Origin of the sequence: Sporosarcina sp. P20a (assembly GCF_002743175.1) — a bacterium.
GTDB lineage: Bacteria > Bacillota > Bacilli > Bacillales_A > Planococcaceae > Sporosarcina.
Map to the genome: position 1 here is coordinate 32245 of NZ_PDYT01000012.1, position 20187 is coordinate 52431.

Consider the following 20187-nt stretch of genomic DNA (forward strand, 5'->3'; position numbering starts at 1 on the left):
ACGTGAAATATACAGTGATGATTCCTGCTGCGGGAAGCGGCAAACGAATGGGTGCTGGACAAAATAAACTCTTCCTGAAAATTGGGGAGCATTCAATTTTGTATCATACAGTAAGTGTCTTTCAAGAAGACCCCAATTGTGAAGAAGTCATTATGGCTGTAAAGCCGGAAGAACAAGCCGTGATTGAAGAGATTCTTGAACAGCATCAACACGCGAAACCTATTACATTTGTAAAGGGTGGTGGTGAGCGTCAAAACAGTGTTGCGGCTTGTATCTCTGCTTATAAAGGGGAAGGTATTGTTCTCGTCCATGACGCGGCTAGACCCTTCTTGAATTCAACAGTCATTACAGAACTGGTAAGTACTGCGAATGAAAAAGGAGCAGCTATAGCGGCGGTTAAGGCGAAAGATACAATTAAGTACGCGGAAGATGGTACTGTGAAAGAAACATTAGATCGTGAAAAGTTATGGCTTGTACAAACGCCACAGGCATTTCAATATAAATTGCTGAAAGAAGCGTCTGACTCTGCTATTCAAGAAGGTTTCCTCGGCACGGATGAATCTATGTTAGTGGAGCGTATTGGTCACGAAGTCCAAGTAGTGGAAGGCTCATATGACAATGTAAAGATGACAACCCAGGAAGATCTTGCGATAGGCGAAATCTTACTGGCAAGAAGAAAGTAGGAGGAATAATCACATGTTTCGAATTGGACAAGGTTTTGATGTACATGCATTTGAAGAAGGTAGACCACTCATTATCGGAGGTATAACCATTCCGCACACGAAAGGATTGATCGGTCACTCCGATGCGGATGTGCTATTACACACAGTAACAGACGCTGCACTTGGTGCGATTGGTAAAGTGGATATTGGCACACATTTCCCGGATACGGATGATGCGTTCAAAGACGCCGATTCTGCTGTTTTATTGGAGAAAGTATGGGCGATGGTAAAAGACGAAGGCTATCGTTTAGGTAATATTGATTGTACGATTATTGCGCAACGTCCGAAAATGGCACCCTATATTGGAGACATTCGTGAGCGTGTGGCAGAATTGCTCGAAGCAGATCTGTCGCAAGTGAATGTGAAAGCTACGACTACGGAACGTCTAGGCTTCCCTGGGCGAGAAGAAGGAATCGCAGCGATGGCAACGATTTTACTGATGAAAAACCAGTAACTTTCAAAACATCTTCTAGAGTGTTAAAATAGATAGGAAATTATATAAGAACGTAATCAATTCGAAACGGAGAGGTAAATATTATGACACAAGAAGTACGTGTGCGTTATGCACCGAGTCCAACAGGCCAACTACATATTGGTGGAGCGCGGACCGCGTTATTCAACTATTTATTCGCTCGTCACTATGACGGGAAATTCATTGTTCGTATTGAAGATACGGATACTGCACGAAATATTGAAAGTGGAGAACTATCACAACTTGAAAACCTAACGTGGCTCGGTATCCATCATGACGAATCAATTGATATTGGCGGAGAATACGGGCCGTATCGTCAAATGGAACGTCTGGATATATATAAGAAGTATGCAGATGAAATGCTTGAAAATGGAAATGCTTATAAATGTTTCTGTACTCCTGAAGAGCTTGAAGCAAAGCGTGACGCGCAGAAAGAAGCGGGAATCGCAGCGCCTATGTATGATGGAACTTGCCGCCATTTGACAGCGGAACAAGTTGCGGAAAATGAAGAGGCAGGAAAATCTTACAATATCCGTATGCGTGTTCCTGAAGACGTTACGTATACAATCGATGACCTTGTGCGTGGTGAAGTCACATTCGAGTCAAAAGACATTGGTGACTGGGTTATGGTTAAGACAAATGGTATTCCGACGTATAACTTTGCTGTAGTAGTCGATGATCATTTGATGAAAATCTCGCATGTTTTCCGTGGAGAGGAGCACTTGACGAATACACCGAAGCAGCTAATGGTGTTTGACGTATTCGGTTGGGACCACCCACGCTTTGGTCATATGACGCTAATCGTCAACGAAGAACGTAAAAAGCTTTCAAAACGTGATGAATCAATCATTCAATTCATTACACAATATAAGGATTTAGGTTATTTGCCGGAAGCGATGTTTAATTTCTTCGCTTTGCTTGGTTGGTCGCCTGTCGGAGAAGAGGAGATTTTCTCTCATGACGAACTCGTGAAACAATTCGATGAGTCTCGCTTGTCGAAATCACCTTCCATGTTCGACACGGATAAGCTGACGTGGATGAATAACCAATATATAAAAAAGTTGTCCTTAGAAGAAGTAATTGAATTAACATTGCCGCATCTACAAGCAGCTGAACTGGTTTCAGAAAATATGTCTGCCGAAGAACAAACATGGGTACACGATTTGATCGCGCTATACCACGGTCAATTGAGCTTTGGCGCTGAAATTGTTGAGTTATCTGCCCAGTTCTTCCACGACACATTGGAATATGATGAAACAGCATCGGAAATTTTGTCTAGTGAACAAGTACCTGAAGTGATGACGTCACTTAAGAAGCAGCTAGAAGAATTAGAAACTTTTGATGCACCATCTATTAAAGCGGCAATTAAAGCAGTTCAAAAAGAAACGGGACATAAAGGTAAGAACTTATTCATGCCAGTACGTGTTGTAGCAACTGGACAGACGTCAGGTCCCGAACTACCGGATGCAATTGCACTGATCGGTAAAGAAAAAATCATTCAACGCGTTGGAAGATTTGCAAAATAAACAATATTGACATTTCAACGAATATCTGTAAAATGAACCTAATATGAAATTGTCATATGGAAAGCGTCGAGAAGGAAAGTACATAGTGGATACTCTGTAGAGAGGGTCATCTAGGCTGGAAATGACCTGAGTCGTTCACTATCGAAATGCACCTTTGAGCGATGAGCCGAAACTGTTAGTAGGCCATACGTATAGTCTGCGTTAAAGACATTAAGCGGGGAACAATTACGTTCTCAAGCGGAGTGGAACCACGCATTTAATGCGTCTCTGTCATCATGAGTGACGGGGGCGCTTTTTTTTATCTCAAGAAATTTTTCTATAGTGGAAATCGCCGTCATGTGAAAGCAGAAAAAGGGGGAAGTTCATTGTTCAAACGTATGAAAGAAGATATTCGTTGTATTTTCGATCAAGATCCGGCAGCCCGCAGTACCTTTGAAGTAGTCTTAACGTATTCGGGGTTGCATGCGATTTGGATGCACCGTATTGCGCATGTGTTTTATAAGCGTAATCTTCGGTTTTTGGCTCGTATAGTATCGCAAGTTAGCAGGTTTTTTACGGGTATCGAGATTCATCCTGGAGCCGTGATAGGCAGACGTCTTTTCATTGATCATGGAATGGGCGTAGTAATAGGGGAAACATGTGAAATTGGCGACGATGTAACACTTTATCAAGGAGTTACACTAGGGGGAACAGGAAAAGAAGGCGGGAAGCGACATCCGACGCTCTGTGATAATGTATTGGTTGCGTCAGGTGCCAAAGTACTTGGTTCCATCACGATTGGTGAGAATAGTAAGGTAGGAGCGGGGTCGGTCATCTTGAAAGAAGTGCCGCCCAACTCTACAGTGGTTGGAATACCAGGGAAAATCGTTATTTCAAATGGTGTACGTGTGAAGAATAAATTGGATCATTCTACGCAAGATCCTATTGCGGATGAAATCAAACGACTAGAAAAGCAAATTCAGGAGTTGAAGCTGCGTACTGAGCAGTTGGAAACCGAGAATGGAAAAAAGGGAGATTTACATGAGCATTCAACTTTATAATACATTGACACGTAAGAAAGAAAGGTTTGTTCCAATAGAAGAAGGAAAGGTCAAGATGTATGTCTGTGGACCAACCGTTTATAACTATATTCATATCGGTAACGCTCGTCCTGTGATTGCATTTGATACGATTCGTCGCTACTTGGAATATCGCGGATATGAAGTGAATTACGTCTCAAACTTCACGGACGTAGACGACAAAATCATTAAAGCGGCGAATGAATTGAATGAAGAGGTCGGAGAGTTAACCGAGCGTTTCATCGCCGCTTATCACGAAGATGTTAGTGCACTTGGTTGTGAAGTAGCGACAGCGCATCCTCGCGTAACTGAACATATTGATGACATTGTAGAATTCATTCAAGTTCTTATCGATAAAGGATTTGCTTACGAATCTCAAGGGGATGTCTATTTCCGTACACGTCAATTTGAAGGTTACGGAAAGCTTTCACACCAATCTATTGACGAATTAAAAGTGGGTGCACGGGTGGAAGAAAACGCAATCAAAACAGATCCTCTTGATTTTGCACTTTGGAAATCGGCAAAAGAGGGTGAAATCTCGTGGGATAGTCCGTGGGGCAAAGGTCGTCCGGGTTGGCATATCGAATGTTCGGTAATGGCCAAACAACTTCTTGGTGACACAATCGATATTCATGCAGGAGGGCAAGACTTAACATTCCCGCACCATGAAAATGAAATCGCACAGTCTGAAGCGGCTACGGGTAAAACCTTCGCCAACTATTGGATGCATAATGGTTATATCAATATCGATAACGAGAAAATGTCGAAGTCTTTAGGCAACTTCATTTTAGTACATGATATTCGTAAGCAAATCGATCCGAAGGTACTTAGATTCTTTATGTTATCCGTGCACTATCGCCATCCGGTTAACTTTGCGCAAGAACTTGTGGAGAGTGCGGCAAATGGATTGGAACGTATCCAGACATCGTACAGCAACTTGCAGCATCGTCTAACGATTTCGGCAGACTTGGCGGAAAATTCCGAGTCATGGTTAAATAAGATTAAAGAACAAATTAATGCATTTGAGAAATCGATGGACGATGACTTCAATACGGCAAATGCAATTGCATCCATTTTTGAACTATCCAAACAGGCGAACGTTTACTTGCTTGAGAAAAATACAGATCGTCACGTGCTCCAGCAATTCATCGATGCCTTGGATCAATTAATGGGTGTACTCGGAGTGCCGTTTGATAGTGCGGATGAATTAGTCGATAACGAAATTGATGCGTTGATCCAAGAACGTCTTGACGCTCGAAAGAACCGTGATTTTGCGCGTTCGGATGAAATTCGTGATGAACTAAAAGCGCGAGGAATCATTTTAGAAGATACAGCGCAAGGCACTCGCTGGAAAAGAGGGTAATGGTGTGGAGAATTTACGTGAAATAGACGTCAAACAGCTCAATGCACTTGCTCTCGCTTACATGGGAGATGCTGTATATGAAACGGCGGTCAGAGAGCATTTACTACGCTGTGGGCGAGTAAAACCACAAATTTTGCATAAGGAAGCTACGCGCTTTGTCTCTGCAAAAGCGCAGGCGCGAATCATCCTAACAATGAGAGATCAACAAATTCTCACGGAAGAAGAATTGGCGGTAATGCGCCGTGGCCGCAATGCGAAAGCGGGATCCGTTCCTAAGAATACTGATGTGACAACGTATAATTATAGCTCTGCATTCGAAGCGGTTCTCGGATATGTACATTTATTGGATCGGCAAGAGCGTCTCGCTGAACTAATCGAGACGGCGATTCGACTGGTGGAGCATCCTGAGGAGGAGAAAGTATGACAGAGTTAGAAGTTGAGTTGATTGGTGGAAGAAACCCTGTTGTGGAGGCGTTGCGTTCAGGCAGACAACTGAATAAAATTTGGGTGGCAGAAGGCGTTAATAAAAAAAGTATTGGTGAAATTATGAAGCTAGCTAAAGAAGCGGGAGTAGTTGTGCAGACAGCGCCAAAGCAGAAACTAGATGGTATGACAGATCTGAGTCACCAAGGGATTCTCGCTTCGGTTGCTGCTTATGATTATGCGGAGCTGGAAGACTTATTTACAATTGCTAAAGAGAGACAAGAAGATCCCTTCTTCATCATTCTTGATGAGCTAGAAGATCCGCATAACTTGGGATCTATCTTACGAACAGCTGATGCTTCAGGGGTTCATGGCATCATCATTCCGAAGAGACGTGCTGTTGGTTTGACAGGTGTAGTGGCGAAAGCGTCAACAGGTGCGATTGAACATATACCGGTTGTGCGCGTAAACAATTTGTCTCAAACTGTGGATGAGCTTAAGAAACAAGGGGTTTGGATTGCGGGAACAGATGCATCCAACTCCACGGATTATCGCCATATGGATGCTACGTTACCTTTAGCTGTCATTATTGGTAGTGAGGGAAAAGGGATGTCACGCATTTTACGTGAGAGATGCGATTTCCTTTATAGTTTGCCGATGGTCGGAAAAGTTACATCTTTAAATGCTTCGGTAGCGGCAGCATTGTTGATGTATGAAGTTCTACGAAAGCGTCAATCCGATCAGGCTACATCATGAAGAAAGATGTGCTGCTCGTTGATGGATACAACATCATCGGTGCGTGGCCTGAACTGCAACAACTGAAACAAGAAGATTTTGCGCAAGCGCGTGATCGACTCATCGAGCGGATGGCGGAATTCCAGGCGAACAGGGGATGGCGTGTTATCGTGATATTTGATGCTCACTTAGTACCGGGTATCGAAAAACGAAAAAAACAATACCGCGTGGAAGTCGTCTTTACAAGAGAGAACGAAACAGCGGATGAACGGATTGAAAAATTGGTATCCGAATTATCCAATCGCTTGACGCAAATTCATGTAGCTACTTCCGATCTTGTAGAACAATGGGTAGTGTTTGCTCAAGGTGCGCTTCGCATCTCTGCACGAGAGCTGGAAATTGCTATGAAAGAAGTGGATCGCGTAATTGCGCAAAGGTTAAAAAAGTCATTAGAACAACGCCCTCTATCAAAGATTCCTCTGACGGATGAAGTGGCAGCGGAATTCGAAAAAATGAGACGTGGTGGAAAATGAGTAGTTGACGTGAAAAATTACCGCGTCTATACTGACATATAAAACCAATTAGTACTCTGGGGTGGAGAGGTTGGTGCGGGACATGGAAAATGTTAAGAGTAAAAACGAGTTTTCTAAACTAACTGATGAAGAGATGGTGGAATTGATCCATCTAGGGAATTCGGATGTATTAGATTATTTAATTACTAAATTTCAGCCGATTGTTCGAATGAAAGCAAGAACATATTTCATTATTGGTGGAGATCGTGAAGATATTATGCAAGAAGGAATGATCGGACTCTATAAAGCGATACGTGATTTCCGTCCTGATAGGTTGAGCTCATTTAAAGTCTTCGCGGAGCTGTGTATTACGCGACAAATTATTACAGCTATCAAAACTGCTACGCGCCAAAAACATATTCCGCTTAATACGTCTATTTCGTTGGACAAGCCGATGTACGATGAAGATCAAGAGCGAACGTTGCTGGATATTATATCGGGCTCTACATTAGATGACCCGGAAGACTTGATAATCCATAAAGAAAACTTCACATTCATGGAACAAGAGATGAATAAAGTGTTGAGTGGATTGGAAAAAGAAGTATTAACATTGTACTTAGAAGGTCAATCCTATCGCGAAATTTCTGAAGTACTGAATCGTCAAGTGAAATCGATAGATAATGCTTTGCAACGGATAAAACGCAAACTGGAACACTCGATGGCAATGGATCTGGTACGCTAAACATATCGAAAGTAAATTGACATATCGCTGGTTAAATGGTACTCTTTAGCAAGACTATTGTCTTGAATTAGGTGAATTGAAATGTCAAAAAAAATAACTTTAAGCTGTGAGATATGTGGTTCGCGAAACTATTCTTTACCTGCAGGCAACAACAGCCGTGAGGGAAGAATGAGTATAAAAAAGTTTTGCAGTCATTGCAATGCGCATACATTGCATAAGCAAACCATTTGACCAGTTACATAGAGTTCGTGTTCAGAACGCTATGTCATTCGGAAGGGTTGGAGAAGAATGGGCAAGATTACCGATTTTTTGAAAAAAGTCGTTTCGGAAATGCGGAAAGTCAGCTGGCCGAAACGTAAAGAATTAACGAAGTATACTGTAGTCGTTATTTCGACGGTCATATTCATGGCTGTCTATTTCTTCGTAGTGGATCTAGGTATCTCTGGAGTAATGAAATGGTATACAGGTCTTTAATAAAGAAAGTATGAATAGCGTGAGAATATCCCGTTTTGATGAATAAACGGGTTTTTTCAGCTTTAATTTAAGGGAGGGACGGACGCGCAGTCCTCAACGTCATGGAAATGGATAAAAATTGGTATGTTGTGCATACGTACTCGGGGTATGAGAACAAAGTAAAGGCAAATCTTGAAAAACGTGTCGAGACAATGGGCATGTCAGATAAGATATTCCGTGTAGTCATTCCGGAAGAAGAAGAGACAGATATTAAAGATGGTAAAAAGAAAACGGTTATGCGTAAAACGTTCCCAGGTTATGTTTTGGTTGAATTGATCATGACAGATGACTCTTGGTATGTTGTTCGTAATACGCCGGGTGTTACTGGATTTATCGGTTCATCAGGTGGCGGAGCGAAGCCTACCCCGCTGTTGCCGGAAGAAGTAGAGTTCATCCTGAAACAAATGGGTATGAAAGAACAACGCGTAGATATCGATTTCGGAGTGGGTGAAAGTGTAACGGTGCTTGAAGGGCCGTTTGCTCACTTTGAAGGTAAAGTGGAAGAGATTGAAATGGATAAAGGCAAAGTCGTTGTGAGTGTTGATATGTTTGGGCGCGAAACGAAGATGGAGCTTTCATTCGACCAAGTAGAAAAAATGGATTGATGGGTAATGGGAATTTCCCACTTGCCAAATCTGTGTAATGGTGGTATCATTTCAAAGGTCAGACCTAGTCTGTACGGATTAACCAATTCTACCGACATCGTCGGCAGGCACATATTTGAGTGGGAGGGGCAACCCAATTACCACATCACGGACTTAAGGAGGTGTGTCTCGTGGCTAAAAAAGTTACTAAAGTAGTGAAATTGCAAATTCCAGCTGGTAAAGCAAATCCAGCACCACCAGTAGGGCCGGCATTAGGTCAAGCAGGTGTTAACATTATGGGATTCTGTAAAGAATTTAACGCTCGTACAGCAGATCAAGCTGGTCTTATTATTCCAGTTGAAATCTCAGTATTCGAGGACCGTTCATTTACATTCATCACAAAAACTCCGCCAGCAGCAGTATTGCTGAAGGTTGCAGCAAACGTTCAAAAGGGTTCAGGTGAGCCTAATAAAAACAAAGTTGCTACAGTTAAGCGTGATAAAGTTAGAGAAATCGCAGAACAAAAGATGCCAGACTTAAACGCGGCGTCAGTTGAAGCGGCGATGGCAATGGTCGAAGGTACTGCTCGCAGTATGGGATTCAAAATCGAAGACTGATTTTGGTTTTTCATAATACAGCAATTGTTTCAAGGTGAAGGCTGCGGTCGAATGTGATTCGCGGCCTTCATTAAGTGGGAGGTTTAATCCGTTAAAACCACAAATGAGGAGGAAAATTCTGATGGCTAAAAGAGGTAAAAAATTCGTAGATGCAGCGAAGCTTGTAGATCGTACTGCTACATACACTGCGAAAGAAGCAATTGAACTTGCTAAAAAGACAACTACTACTAATTTTGATGCAACAGTTGAAGTAGCTTTCCGTCTTGGTATTGATACTCGTAAAAATGATCAGCAAATCCGTGGAGCGGTAGTTCTTCCAAACGGTACTGGTAAAACTCAGCGTGTATTAGTATTCGCTAAAGGTGAAAAAGTTAAAGAAGCAGAAGCTGCAGGCGCGGACTACGTAGGCGACGCAGAACTAATTGCTAAAATTCAACAAGGTTGGTTCGATTTCGACGTAATCGTTGCTACACCTGACATGATGGGCGAAGTTGGTAAGATCGGTCGCGTTCTTGGACCAAAAGGTCTTATGCCGAACCCGAAAACAGGTACTGTAACATTCGACGTAACAAAGGCTATTGAAGAAATCAAAGCAGGTAAAGTTGAATACCGTGCGGACAAAGCTGGAATTATCCACGCGCCGATCGGGAAAGCATCTTTCACTAACGAGAAGTTGGAAGAAAACTTCTTGACTATCTTTGAAACGATTCAAAAAGCTAAACCAGCTTCATCAAAAGGAACATTCATGAAATCGGTAAACGTTACGACAACTATGGGTCCTGCTGTTAAAGTAGATCCGTCAAGCGTTGCTGTTAAAAAATAATTGACAAGCATAAAGTGATCTGTTAAGATTACGCTTGTTATGATGATAACCATTTGTACCGAAGACAGCAGGTGTGGCTTGCCACTTAATGCTCCTGCCGAGGACAAGACGCTCTTTTTTAAAGATGACGACTTTTCTGCCCTCATGTCTTAGACATTGAGGGCTTTTTATATCGGTATAAGTGACCCTAATTACCAGGAGGTGTCAACATGAGCAAAATTTTAGAAGCTAAACAAGCGGTCGTATCGGAAGTCGCTGAGAAGTTGCAATCAGCAGCATCTGTAGTGGTTGTCGATTACCGTGGTCTAACGGTTTCACAAGTAACAGAATTGCGTAAACAACTACGTGAAGCGGGCATCGAGTTCAAAGTTTATAAAAACTCTATGGTGCGTCGTGCGACAGTAGTTGCAGGACTAGAAAGTTTGAACGAAAACCTTACAGGTCCAAACGCTATCGCTTTCTCTACAGAAGACGTAGTAGCGCCAGCTAAAATCTTAAATGATTTCGCTAAAAAGAACGAAAAGCTTGAAATTAAAGCAGGTGTGATCGAAGGAAACGTCGCATCAGCTGAAGAAATGAAAGCATTGGCTACTCTACCGTCTCGCGATGGTCTATTGTCTATGCTACTCAGCGTTCTTCAAGCGCCAGTACGAAACTTTGCACTTGCTACAAAAGCAGTTGCAGAACAAAAAGAAGAGCAAGGTGCTTAATTTCGCATTTTGACTATGACCGGAAAAAACTAGCCGGTTAAATACAACTTTCCAGGAGGAACTTAAAATGACTAACGCACAAATTTTAGACGCAATCAAAGAAATGACAGTTCTTGAACTAAACGACCTTGTTAAAGCAATCGAAGAAGAATTCGGCGTAACAGCAGCAGCACCAGTTGCAGCAGCTGGAGCAGTTGCAGAAGCAGCTGAAGAGCAAACTGAATTCGACGTAATCCTTGCATCAGCTGGAGATCAGAAGATCAAAGTTATCAAAGCTGTTCGTGAAATCACTGGCCTAGGATTGAAAGAAGCTAAAGCTCTTGTAGACGAAGCTCCTAAAGCTGTTAAAGAAGCAGCAACTAAAGAAGAAGCAGAAGAAATGAAAGCTAAACTTGAAGAAGTTGGCGCATCTGTAGAAGTTAAGTAATTTCTACTTCCCTGAGAAAAGCCCGTCTATTTGACGGGCTTTTTTCTTCATATACAGATATTGTAACTCAACGCAGGAGGTGTATGCATGGGAGAGCATTATTACTCAAAAACCCCACAAGTTTCAAGTGCCCCCAAGCAATGGAAGGCTGAGATTCGTAACAAAGTCTTTTCATTTACAACAGATGCTGGTGTATTCAGTAAAGGTAGTATCGATGAAGGGTCAAAATTGCTAGCTGAAACGTTTAAAGAACCATCCATTGGGGGAGACTTCTTGGAAATAGGTTGCGGCTATGGACCAATTGCGTTGTCTATTGCATCGGATTTCCCTGAACGGCTTGTCCATATGGTTGACGTGAACGAGCGCGCGTTGGCTCTTTCTAAAACTAATGCGCAGCAAAACAAGATCGCCAATATACGAATTTATGAAAGTAGTGGAGTCGATCATGTTCGATCAAATGACTTTGCTGCAATTATAACAAATCCTCCCATTAGAGCAGGCAAGCAAACGGTCTTTTCATTCTACGACGGCGCTTATGAAAAAATGGCTTCAGGTGGAGAACTATGGGTTGTCATTCAAAAGAAACAAGGAGCTCCATCTACGATGGATTACTTGAAGAAGTTGTTTGGTAACGTGGATACGGTTGCCAAGAAAAAAGGCTACTTTATTTTGGTGGCTAAAAAAGATTGACAGGATCAATTTCATGTAGTAGCATTATTAAATGCATAAATATTTATATTGCAGCTGTATGCCCTTTTGTGTGATGTAGTAGAGGAAAAGGTATATTGATGTTTGGATAAAGATTGTGAAATCGAAAATGAGCTCTTGTCGGAACTCGTTTTCTTTTTGTTTTTTCGAAGTCACAGCGGAATTTCTGATTTTGCAAAAAACTAATATTGTCTTAATGAGGGGTGAATGAGTTGACAGGTCATTTAGTTCAGTATGGTCAACATCGTCAGCGTAGAAGTTTCGCGCGAATCAAGGAAGTACTCGATTTGCCGAATTTAATTGAAATTCAAACGGCATCTTATGAGTGGTTCTTAGAAGAGGGGCTACGTGAAATGTTCCGGGATATTTCTCCTATCCAGGATTTCACAGGTAACTTGTCCTTGGAATTTATCGATTACAAACTGGGCGAACCAAAATATCCGGTTGACGAATCAAAAGAGCGCGATGTGACATATGCCGCACCACTTCGTGTAAAAGTACGTCTTCATAACCAAGAAACCGGCGATGTGAAGGAACAAGACGTTTTCATGGGAGATTTCCCGCTTATGACAGAAAACGGAACATTCATTATTAACGGAGCGGAGCGTGTTATTGTTTCACAGCTCGTTCGTTCGCCAAGTGTTTACTACAATGATAAGACTGACAAAAATGGTAAGCGTGGATTTGGCGCTACTGTTATTCCGAACCGCGGAGCGTGGCTTGAGTATGAAACAGATGCAAAAGACGTAGTACATGTCCGTATCGACCGTACTCGTAAGTTGCCAATCACTGTTTTATTGCGTGCATTAGGCTTCTCTACCGATCAAGAAATTATCGATTTAATCGGTGATAATGAATATTTACGGAATTCATTAGAGAAAGATAATACCGAGACTTCAGAAAAGGCGATGCTTGAGATCTATGAGCGACTTCGTCCAGGTGAGCCACCAACACTAGACAGCGCAAGAAGTCTTTTGTATTCACGATTCTTCGATCCGAAGCGCTATGATTTAGCGAATGTCGGTCGCTATAAAATGAATAAGAAGCTTCACTTGCAAAATCGACTGTTCAATCAAACGGCTGCTGAGACACTTGTCGACCCTGAAACAGGCGAGATTTTAGTGGAAAAAGATCAGCTGATCGACCGACGTACATTAGATAAATTACTGCCATTTTTATCTCAAGGTATCAATTCTGAGTCGATCGAACATGTAGGGTCTATATTGGAAGAACCAATGGTTATCCAGACGCTAAAGATTTACGCGCCGAAAAGTGAAGAAAAACAAGTGATTAATGTTATATCTAACGCTGAAGTAGACGAGTCTATTAAACATATTACCCCGTCAGATATCGTTGCTTCTGTCAGTTATTTCTTTAACCTCTTGCATGGTGTAGGAAACACAGATGATATTGACCATCTTGGAAATCGTCGTTTGCGTTCTGTTGGTGAATTACTCCAAAACCAATTCCGTATCGGTCTTTCCCGTATGGAGCGTGTGGTTAAAGAGAGAATGTCTATCAATGACACGCAATCTATAGTGCCTCAACAATTGATCAATATCCGTCCTGTAATCGCATCTATTAAGGAGTTTTTCGGAAGCTCGCAGCTTTCTCAGTTCATGGACCAAACAAATCCATTGGCTGAATTGACGCATAAGCGTCGTCTATCTGCACTAGGACCTGGTGGTTTGACACGTGAACGAGCAGGAATGGAAGTTCGTGACGTTCACTACTCTCACTATGGTCGTATGTGTCCAATTGAAACGCCTGAGGGACCGAACATTGGACTCATTAACTCGTTGTCTACATTTGCGAAAGTGAATCGATTTGGTTTCATTGAGACTCCTTATCGTAAAGTAGATCCTGAAACGGGTCGTGTTACTGCGCAAATTGATTATCTGACAGCAGATATTGAAGATAACTATGTAGTAGCACAAGCAAACTCACTGCTTGATGAAGACGGATCATTTACGAATGAAGGCGTGGTAGGGCGTTTCCAAGGGGATAACACTGTATTCCGCCGCGAACAAATTGACTATATGGACGTTTCACCTAAGCAAGTTGTTTCAGCAGCTACTGCATGTATTCCATTCTTGGAAAATGATGACTCTAACCGTGCATTGATGGGTGCGAACATGCAACGTCAAGCAGTTCCTTTATTGAATCCTGAAGCGCCGTTTGTTGGTACAGGTATGGAACATATCTCTGCACGTGATTCAGGTGCGGCTGTTGTTTCTAAACACCACGGTATCGTAGAGCACGTAGAAGCAAAGGAAATTCGTATTCGTCGTATTGAAGAAGTGGGCGGTAAAGAAGTTAAGGGTGACCTTGTCGTTTGCCGTTTATCTAAATTCATTCGTTCGAACCAGGGAACTTGTTATAACCAACGTCCGATTGTAAAAGTTGGCGACCGTGTAAAACCGCTTGATATTCTTGCGGACGGACCATCAATGGAACAAGGAGAACTTGCGCTTGGCCGTAACGTTCTAACTGCATTCATGACATGGGATGGTTACAACTATGAGGATGCGATTATCATGAGTGAGCGTCTGGTGAAAGATGATGTATTCACATCTGTTCATATCGAAGAATATGAGTCGGAAGCACGTGATACAAAGCTTGGACCAGAGGAAATCACACGTGATATTCCAAACGTCGGAGAAGATGCATTGCGCAACTTGGATGACAGAGGAATTATCCGTATTGGTGCTGAAGTGCGCGATGGTGATATCTTGGTCGGTAAAGTAACGCCTAAGGGAGTTACAGAATTGACTGCGGAAGAACGTCTTCTACATGCAATCTTCGGTGAGAAAGCACGCGAAGTACGCGATACTTCATTACGTGTACCTCACGGAGCAGGTGGAATCGTTCTAGATGTGAAGGTCTTTAACCGTGAAGATGGAGATGAGTTGTCTCCTGGAGTAAACCAGTTAGTACGTGTATATATCGTACAGAAGCGTAAAATCTCTGTCGGGGATAAGATGGCAGGACGTCATGGTAACAAGGGTGTTATTTCCCGGATTTTACCTGAATCAGAAATGCCGTTCCTTCCAGATGGTACGCCGATCGATGTCATGTTGAATCCACTAGGTGTTCCATCACGTATGAATATCGGACAGGTCCTTGAAATGCACCTTGGTATGGCTGCACGTAGTCTAGGTATTCACACAGCTTCTCCTGTATTTGACGGTGCAAACGAGGAAGATGTTTGGGCTACAATGGAAGAAGCGGGTATGAACCGTGACGGTAAAACAATGCTATATGATGGTCGTTCAGGTGAACCATTTGATAACCGCGTATCAGTCGGCGTTATGTACTTGATCAAACTTGCCCACATGGTAGATGATAAGTTACACGCACGTTCTACTGGACCATACTCACTCGTTACACAGCAACCACTTGGCGGTAAAGCCCAGTTCGGTGGACAGCGTTTCGGGGAAATGGAAGTTTGGGCACTGGAAGCATATGGTGCCGCTTATACATTGCAAGAAATCTTAACAGTCAAATCTGATGACGTCGTAGGTCGTGTGAAAACATACGAAGCGATCGTCAAAGGCGATAGCGTTCCTCAACCGGGTGTACCAGAATCATTTAAAGTACTAATCAAAGAACTTCAGAGTTTAGGGTTAGACGTTAAAATGTTGACGGAAGACTTTGAAGAAATTGAGCTTCGCGATCTAGACGACGAAGAAGATATGCAACCAACTGACGCATTGAACTTGATGAAAGAAGATCAACCGATCGCCTAAACTAAAAGCGAAAAGCACTGATCTGTAATATAAATAAACAAACAAAAACGAATAGAAGAGGGCTTCGAGCACCCTCTTCTATTCTATTCAGTAAGAAGAACGTCTTACGTGAATGCGCTACTACAAGATAAGTTGATTGATAAGCCGTTATGGCGATTAGACTAAAGGGAGGTTGGCTCCTTGATAGATGTTAATAATTTTGAGTATATGAAAATCGGCCTTGCTTCACCTGACAAGATTCGTTCTTGGTCATATGGAGAAGTGAAAAAGCCTGAAACGATCAATTACCGTACACTAAAGCCAGAGAAAGACGGATTATTCTGCGAGAGAATTTTCGGTCCTACAAAAGACTGGGAATGTCACTGTGGTAAATACAAGCGGGTTCGTTATAAGGGCGTTGTTTGTGATCGTTGTGGCGTAGAAGTAACGCGTCAAAAAGTACGTCGTGAACGAATGGGTCACATTGAGCTTGCAGCACCTGTTACACATATTTGGTACTTCAAAGGAATTCCTAGCCGTATGGGCTTGATTTTAGACATGACGCCACGTGCGTTGGAAGAGATTATCTACTTCGCGTCTTACGTAGTTGTCGAACCGGCAGATACGCCACTTGAGCGCAAGCAGTTGCTTTCTGAAAAAGAGTACCGTTTATACCGTGAAAAGTATGGTTCTAAGTTCCAAGCGGCAATGGGAGCGGAAGCAATCGAGCAACTACTTCGTGCAATCGACTTGGATAAAGAAACAGATTCATTAAAAGAAGAGTTGAAAACAGTACAAGGTCAGCGTCGTACACGCGCAATCCGACGTCTGGAAGTTGTGGAGTCTTTCCGTAACTCCGGAAATCGTCCGGAATGGATGGTGTTGGAAGTACTTCCTGTTATCCCTCCCGAATTGCGTCCGATGGTACAGCTAGACGGAGGACGTTTTGCGACATCCGATTTGAATGATCTTTATCGTAGGGTTATTAACCGGAACAACCGTCTAAAGCGACTATTGGATCTAGGAGCGCCTGGCATTATCGTTCAGAACGAGAAGCGTATGCTTCAAGAAGCAGTAGATGCACTTGTAGACAATGGTCGTCGCGGAAGACCTGTAACAGGTCCAGGTAACCGTCCGTTGAAATCCCTTTCTCATATGCTGAAAGGTAAGCAAGGGCGCTTCCGTCAGAACTTACTTGGTAAACGCGTAGACTATTCTGGTCGTTCGGTTATCGTAGTAGGTCCTAACTTGAAAATGTATCAATGTGGTCTACCTAAGGAAATGGCGATCGAGCTATTTAAGCCATTTGTTATGAAAGAATTAGTAGAACGCAACTTGGCGCATAACATTAAGAGTGCGAAACGTAAGATTGAACGTCTTCATTCCGAAGTGTGGGATGTATTGGAAGATGTTATTAAAGAACATCCAGTACTTCTTAACCGGGCACCGACGCTTCACCGTCTGGGAATCCAGGCGTTCGAGCCGATACTGGTTGAAGGACGCGCTATTACGTTACACCCGCTCGTATGTACAGCTTATAACGCTGACTTCGATGGTGACCAAATGGCTGTTCACGTACCGCTATCTGCTGAAGCACAAGCTGAAGCACGTCTATTGATGCTAGCTGCTCAAAACATTTTGAACCCGAAAGATGGGAAGCCAGTTGTAACTCCTTCACAGGATATGGTGCTTGGAAACTATTACTTAACAGTCGAGCGTAAAAACGCAGCTGGAGAAGGTTCTGTGTTCAGTGATCCGAATGAAGCGTTAATTGCGTATCAAACAGGACATGTTCACTTGCATTCCCGCATCGCGGTTCAGGCAGGTAGTATTAAGAATCCTACATTTACGGATAAGCAAAATAGTCAGCTATTGTTAACGACGGTAGGTAAAATCATATTCAACGAGATTCTACCTGAGACGTTCCCATACATCAACGAACCGACAAATTACAACTTGCAAGTGGAAACACCTGGAAAATATTTCATTGACGGCACAGTTAATGTGAAGGAGCATTTGCAAGAAGCAGAACTGATCACACCGTTTAAAAAAGCAATCCTTGGGGAAATTATCGCGGAGATCTTCCGTCGCTTCCACATTACAGAAACTTCTAGAATGTTGGATAGAATGAAAAACCTAGGATTTAAATATTCTACTCGTGCTGGAATTACAATCGGTATTTCTGATATCGTGGTCTTGCCGAATAAAGCGGAAATCCTTCATGAAGCGCAAGAAAAAGTGGATAAAGTCACGCAGCAGTTCCGACGCGGTTTGATTACCGAAGAAGAGCGTTACGATCGTGTTATCTCTTATTGGAGCCATGCGAAGGACGTCATCCAGAATAAGCTAATGGATTCATTGGATATTGAAAACCCAATCTTCATGATGAGTGACTCTGGAGCCCGTGGTAACGCATCGAACTTTACACAACTTGCTGGTATGCGTGGACTAATGGCCAACCCGGCTGGACGGATTATCGAACTTCCGATCAAATCTTCCTTCCGTGAAGGTCTGACAGTACTCGAATACTTTATCTCTACACACGGTGCGCGTAAAGGTCTTGCCGATACAGCACTGAAGACTGCCGACTCAGGGTACTTGACTCGTCGTCTCGTAGACGTTGCACAAGATGTTATTGTTCGTGAAGAAGATTGCGGAACTGACCGCGGTCTTGCTATCACTGCTTTAACAGAAGGTAATGAAATGATTGAAACATTGTTTGAACGTATTGAAGGTCGTCACACGAAGAAGACGATCAAACATCCAGAAACGGGTGAAGTCATTCTTGCGAAAAACGGATTAATTACTGCGGACATAGCGAACATAGTAATTCAAGCTGGTATCGAAGAAGTGACGATTCGTTCTGCGTTTACATGTAATACGAAACACGGCGTATGTAAAAAATGTTACGGTATCAACTTAGCTACTGGAGAAACGGTAGAAGTAGGGGAAGCAGTAGGAATCATTGCGGCACAATCTATCGGTGAACCAGGAACACAGTTAACGATGCGTACATTCCACACAGGTGGAGTTGCCGGAGATGATATTACACAAGGTCTTCCGCGTATTCAAGAGATTTTCGAATCTCGGAATCCGAAAGGTGTAGCGGTTATTTCTGAAATTGCTGGTACTGTAATTGAAATTGATGAAATCCGTGAAGGCTTAAAAGAGATCACTATTGAAGGTGAAGTAGAAACACGTAAATACCCTACGTTGTACAATGCGCGTTTAAGCGTAGAAGTAGGCGATGTGGTTGAGCGTGGGCAAACTATTACCGAAGGTTCTATTGACCCTAAACAATTGATCGTAGTAAAGGACGTTTCAACTGTACAAGAGTATCTGTTGAAAGAAGTTCAAAAAGTTTACCGTATGCAAGGTGTAGAGATCGGTGACAAGCACGTTGAAGTGATGGTACGTCAAATGCTTCGTAAAGTTCGGGTAATTGAAGCGGGAGACACTGATCTTCTTCCAGGTTCATTACTGGATATCCACCAATTCTCTGAAGCGAATGCAAAAGTGTTGTTAGCAGGTAAAGTCCCAGCTACTTCACGTCCTGTAATTCTCGGAATTACGAAAGCTTCACTTGAAACGGAATCATTCTTGTCTGCGGCATCGTTCCAAGAAACAACAAGAGTTCTTACAGATGCAGCTATCAAAGGTAAAACAGATGAGTTGCTAGGTCTGAAAGAAAACGTCATTATCGGGAAATTGGTCCCTGCAGGTACTGGAATGCAGAGATACCGCCAAATCAAGATGCAACATGATGGGGTAGAAGAAACTATTACAGCTGAATAAAAATAAACGGGACATCGTTCCCGTTTGTTTTCTTAAAATTGTTGACAAGTCATTGTAGAGATGATAATATACAAAAGGTTGATAGTTGTTGACCGTTAACTTTTCGGAAAGAAAAAAGTTCTTTCGAATAAGTGCAAGGCGATAAGCAATCATCATTATAAAATAACAGTAAGCAGAGATCTCTGGAGTTACTGTCACCCGTTTTTGTGTGTGCACGCACAAAAACTTTGTTTTTACTTAAAAATGAACCACCTGGGTGTGTGGTATTATAAAAAGCTCGGAAGGAGGAACAACCTGATGCCTACAATTAATCAATTAGTCCGTAAACCTCGTAAATCGAAAACGGAAAATTCTAAGTCACCGGCTCTAGGAAAAAGCTATAACAGCTTTAAAAAGTCTATGACAAACGTAAACTCACCACAAAAAAGAGGTGTTTGTACACGTGTTGGTACTATGACTCCTAAGAAGCCGAACTCGGCACTACGTAAGTATGCTCGTGTTCGTTTAACTAATACATTGGAAGTAAACGCATATATTCCAGGTGAAGGCCACAACTTGCAAGAACACAGTGTGGTACTAATCCGCGGAGGACGCGTAAAAGACTTACCGGGTGTTCGTTACCATATCGTACGTGGGGCACTTGATACAGCTGGAGTTACTGGCCGTATGCAAAGCCGTTCAATGTATGGAGCTAAAAAGCCTAAAGTTAAGAAGTAATACAAAACTAAC

The 20187-nt window shown here is 42.6% G+C and carries 20 protein-coding genes and 2 other annotated features; all 20 genes read left to right on the forward strand.

Features of this window, described 5'->3' with window-relative positions:
• Positions 1-2 precede the first annotated feature (2 nt).
• The 20 genes from ispD (at position 3) to rpsL (ending at position 20175) form a co-directional block, all read left to right on the forward strand.
• The gene (gene ispD, locus CSV72_RS10740) at positions 3-683 is read left to right on the forward strand and encodes a 2-C-methyl-D-erythritol 4-phosphate cytidylyltransferase (RefSeq protein ID WP_099678361.1); all 681 of its coding nucleotides are present in this window, start codon (positions 3-5) and stop codon (positions 681-683) included.
• 13 nt (positions 684-696) lie between these two features.
• On the forward strand, positions 697-1176 hold the full coding sequence (ispF, locus tag CSV72_RS10745; protein WP_099678362.1) for a 2-C-methyl-D-erythritol 2,4-cyclodiphosphate synthase: 480 nt from the start codon (positions 697-699) through the stop codon (positions 1174-1176).
• Between the two features lie 83 nt (positions 1177-1259).
• Complete coding sequence (gltX, locus tag CSV72_RS10750) at positions 1260-2720, forward strand: glutamate--tRNA ligase (protein ID WP_099678363.1); 1461 nt, start codon at positions 1260-1262, stop codon at positions 2718-2720.
• Positions 2721-2777: 57 nt separating this feature from the next.
• Positions 2778-2992: a binding site (T-box leader), on the forward strand.
• Between the two features lie 93 nt (positions 2993-3085).
• A complete protein-coding gene (gene cysE, locus CSV72_RS10755) occupies positions 3086-3760 on the forward strand; it encodes a serine O-acetyltransferase (RefSeq protein WP_099678364.1) in 675 nt (224 codons plus the stop codon).
• On the forward strand, positions 3741-5141 hold the full coding sequence (gene cysS, locus CSV72_RS10760) for a cysteine--tRNA ligase (protein ID WP_099678365.1): 1401 nt from the start codon (positions 3741-3743) through the stop codon (positions 5139-5141). The genes cysE and cysS overlap by 20 nt, the downstream gene beginning before the upstream one ends.
• A 4-nt stretch (positions 5142-5145) precedes the next feature.
• On the forward strand, positions 5146-5565 hold the full coding sequence (locus CSV72_RS10765) for a Mini-ribonuclease 3 (protein WP_099633788.1): 420 nt from the start codon (positions 5146-5148) through the stop codon (positions 5563-5565).
• Positions 5562-6320, forward strand: coding sequence for a 23S rRNA (guanosine(2251)-2'-O)-methyltransferase RlmB (gene rlmB, locus CSV72_RS10770; protein WP_099678366.1), 759 nt, complete (start codon positions 5562-5564; stop codon positions 6318-6320). Before CSV72_RS10765 ends, rlmB begins: the two co-directional genes overlap by 4 nt.
• Complete coding sequence (locus CSV72_RS10775; RefSeq protein ID WP_099633790.1) at positions 6317-6832, forward strand: NYN domain-containing protein; 516 nt, start codon at positions 6317-6319, stop codon at positions 6830-6832. The genes rlmB and CSV72_RS10775 overlap by 4 nt, the downstream gene beginning before the upstream one ends.
• Positions 6833-6914: 82 nt before the next feature.
• The gene (sigH, locus tag CSV72_RS10780; protein WP_099678375.1) at positions 6915-7553 is read left to right on the forward strand and encodes an RNA polymerase sporulation sigma factor SigH; all 639 of its coding nucleotides are present in this window, start codon (positions 6915-6917) and stop codon (positions 7551-7553) included.
• An 81-nt stretch (positions 7554-7634) separates the two neighbouring features.
• Positions 7635-7784, forward strand: a complete 150-nt coding sequence (gene rpmG / locus CSV72_RS10785; protein ID WP_099633792.1) for a 50S ribosomal protein L33 — start codon at positions 7635-7637, stop codon at positions 7782-7784.
• Between the two features lie 57 nt (positions 7785-7841).
• Complete coding sequence (gene secE / locus CSV72_RS10790) at positions 7842-8027, forward strand: preprotein translocase subunit SecE (RefSeq protein WP_085132026.1); 186 nt, start codon at positions 7842-7844, stop codon at positions 8025-8027.
• Between the two features lie 107 nt (positions 8028-8134).
• Positions 8135-8671 (forward strand): transcription termination/antitermination protein NusG, encoded by a 537-nt coding sequence (gene nusG, locus CSV72_RS10795; RefSeq protein WP_099630597.1) that lies wholly within the window; start codon positions 8135-8137, stop codon positions 8669-8671.
• A 170-nt stretch (positions 8672-8841) separates the two neighbouring features.
• Entirely contained in the window at positions 8842-9267 is a 426-nt protein-coding gene (rplK, locus tag CSV72_RS10800; RefSeq protein ID WP_029053289.1) for a 50S ribosomal protein L11, read from the forward strand.
• A 121-nt stretch (positions 9268-9388) separates the two neighbouring features.
• Entirely contained in the window at positions 9389-10090 is a 702-nt protein-coding gene (rplA, locus tag CSV72_RS10805; RefSeq protein ID WP_099633793.1) for a 50S ribosomal protein L1, read from the forward strand.
• A gap of 40 nt (positions 10091-10130) precedes the next feature.
• Positions 10131-10269, forward strand: a sequence feature (ribosomal protein L10 leader region).
• A gap of 30 nt (positions 10270-10299) precedes the next feature.
• Positions 10300-10800 carry a 50S ribosomal protein L10 gene (rplJ, locus tag CSV72_RS10810; RefSeq protein WP_099633794.1) on the forward strand — a complete coding sequence of 167 codons (501 nt, stop codon included), beginning with the start codon at positions 10300-10302 and terminating at the stop codon, positions 10798-10800.
• Positions 10801-10867: 67 nt separating this feature from the next.
• On the forward strand, positions 10868-11227 hold the full coding sequence (gene rplL / locus CSV72_RS10815; RefSeq protein WP_085427471.1) for a 50S ribosomal protein L7/L12: 360 nt from the start codon (positions 10868-10870) through the stop codon (positions 11225-11227).
• An 87-nt stretch (positions 11228-11314) separates the two neighbouring features.
• Entirely contained in the window at positions 11315-11917 is a 603-nt protein-coding gene (locus CSV72_RS10820; protein ID WP_099678367.1) for a class I SAM-dependent methyltransferase, read from the forward strand.
• Between the two features lie 221 nt (positions 11918-12138).
• Complete coding sequence (rpoB, locus tag CSV72_RS10825; protein ID WP_199168427.1) at positions 12139-15684, forward strand: DNA-directed RNA polymerase subunit beta; 3546 nt, start codon at positions 12139-12141, stop codon at positions 15682-15684.
• A gap of 180 nt (positions 15685-15864) precedes the next feature.
• Entirely contained in the window at positions 15865-19458 is a 3594-nt protein-coding gene (gene rpoC, locus CSV72_RS10830) for a DNA-directed RNA polymerase subunit beta' (protein WP_099678368.1), read from the forward strand.
• Positions 19459-19755: 297 nt separating this feature from the next.
• Complete coding sequence (gene rpsL, locus CSV72_RS10835) at positions 19756-20175, forward strand: 30S ribosomal protein S12 (protein ID WP_085132019.1); 420 nt, start codon at positions 19756-19758, stop codon at positions 20173-20175.
• Positions 20176-20187 lie beyond the last annotated feature (12 nt).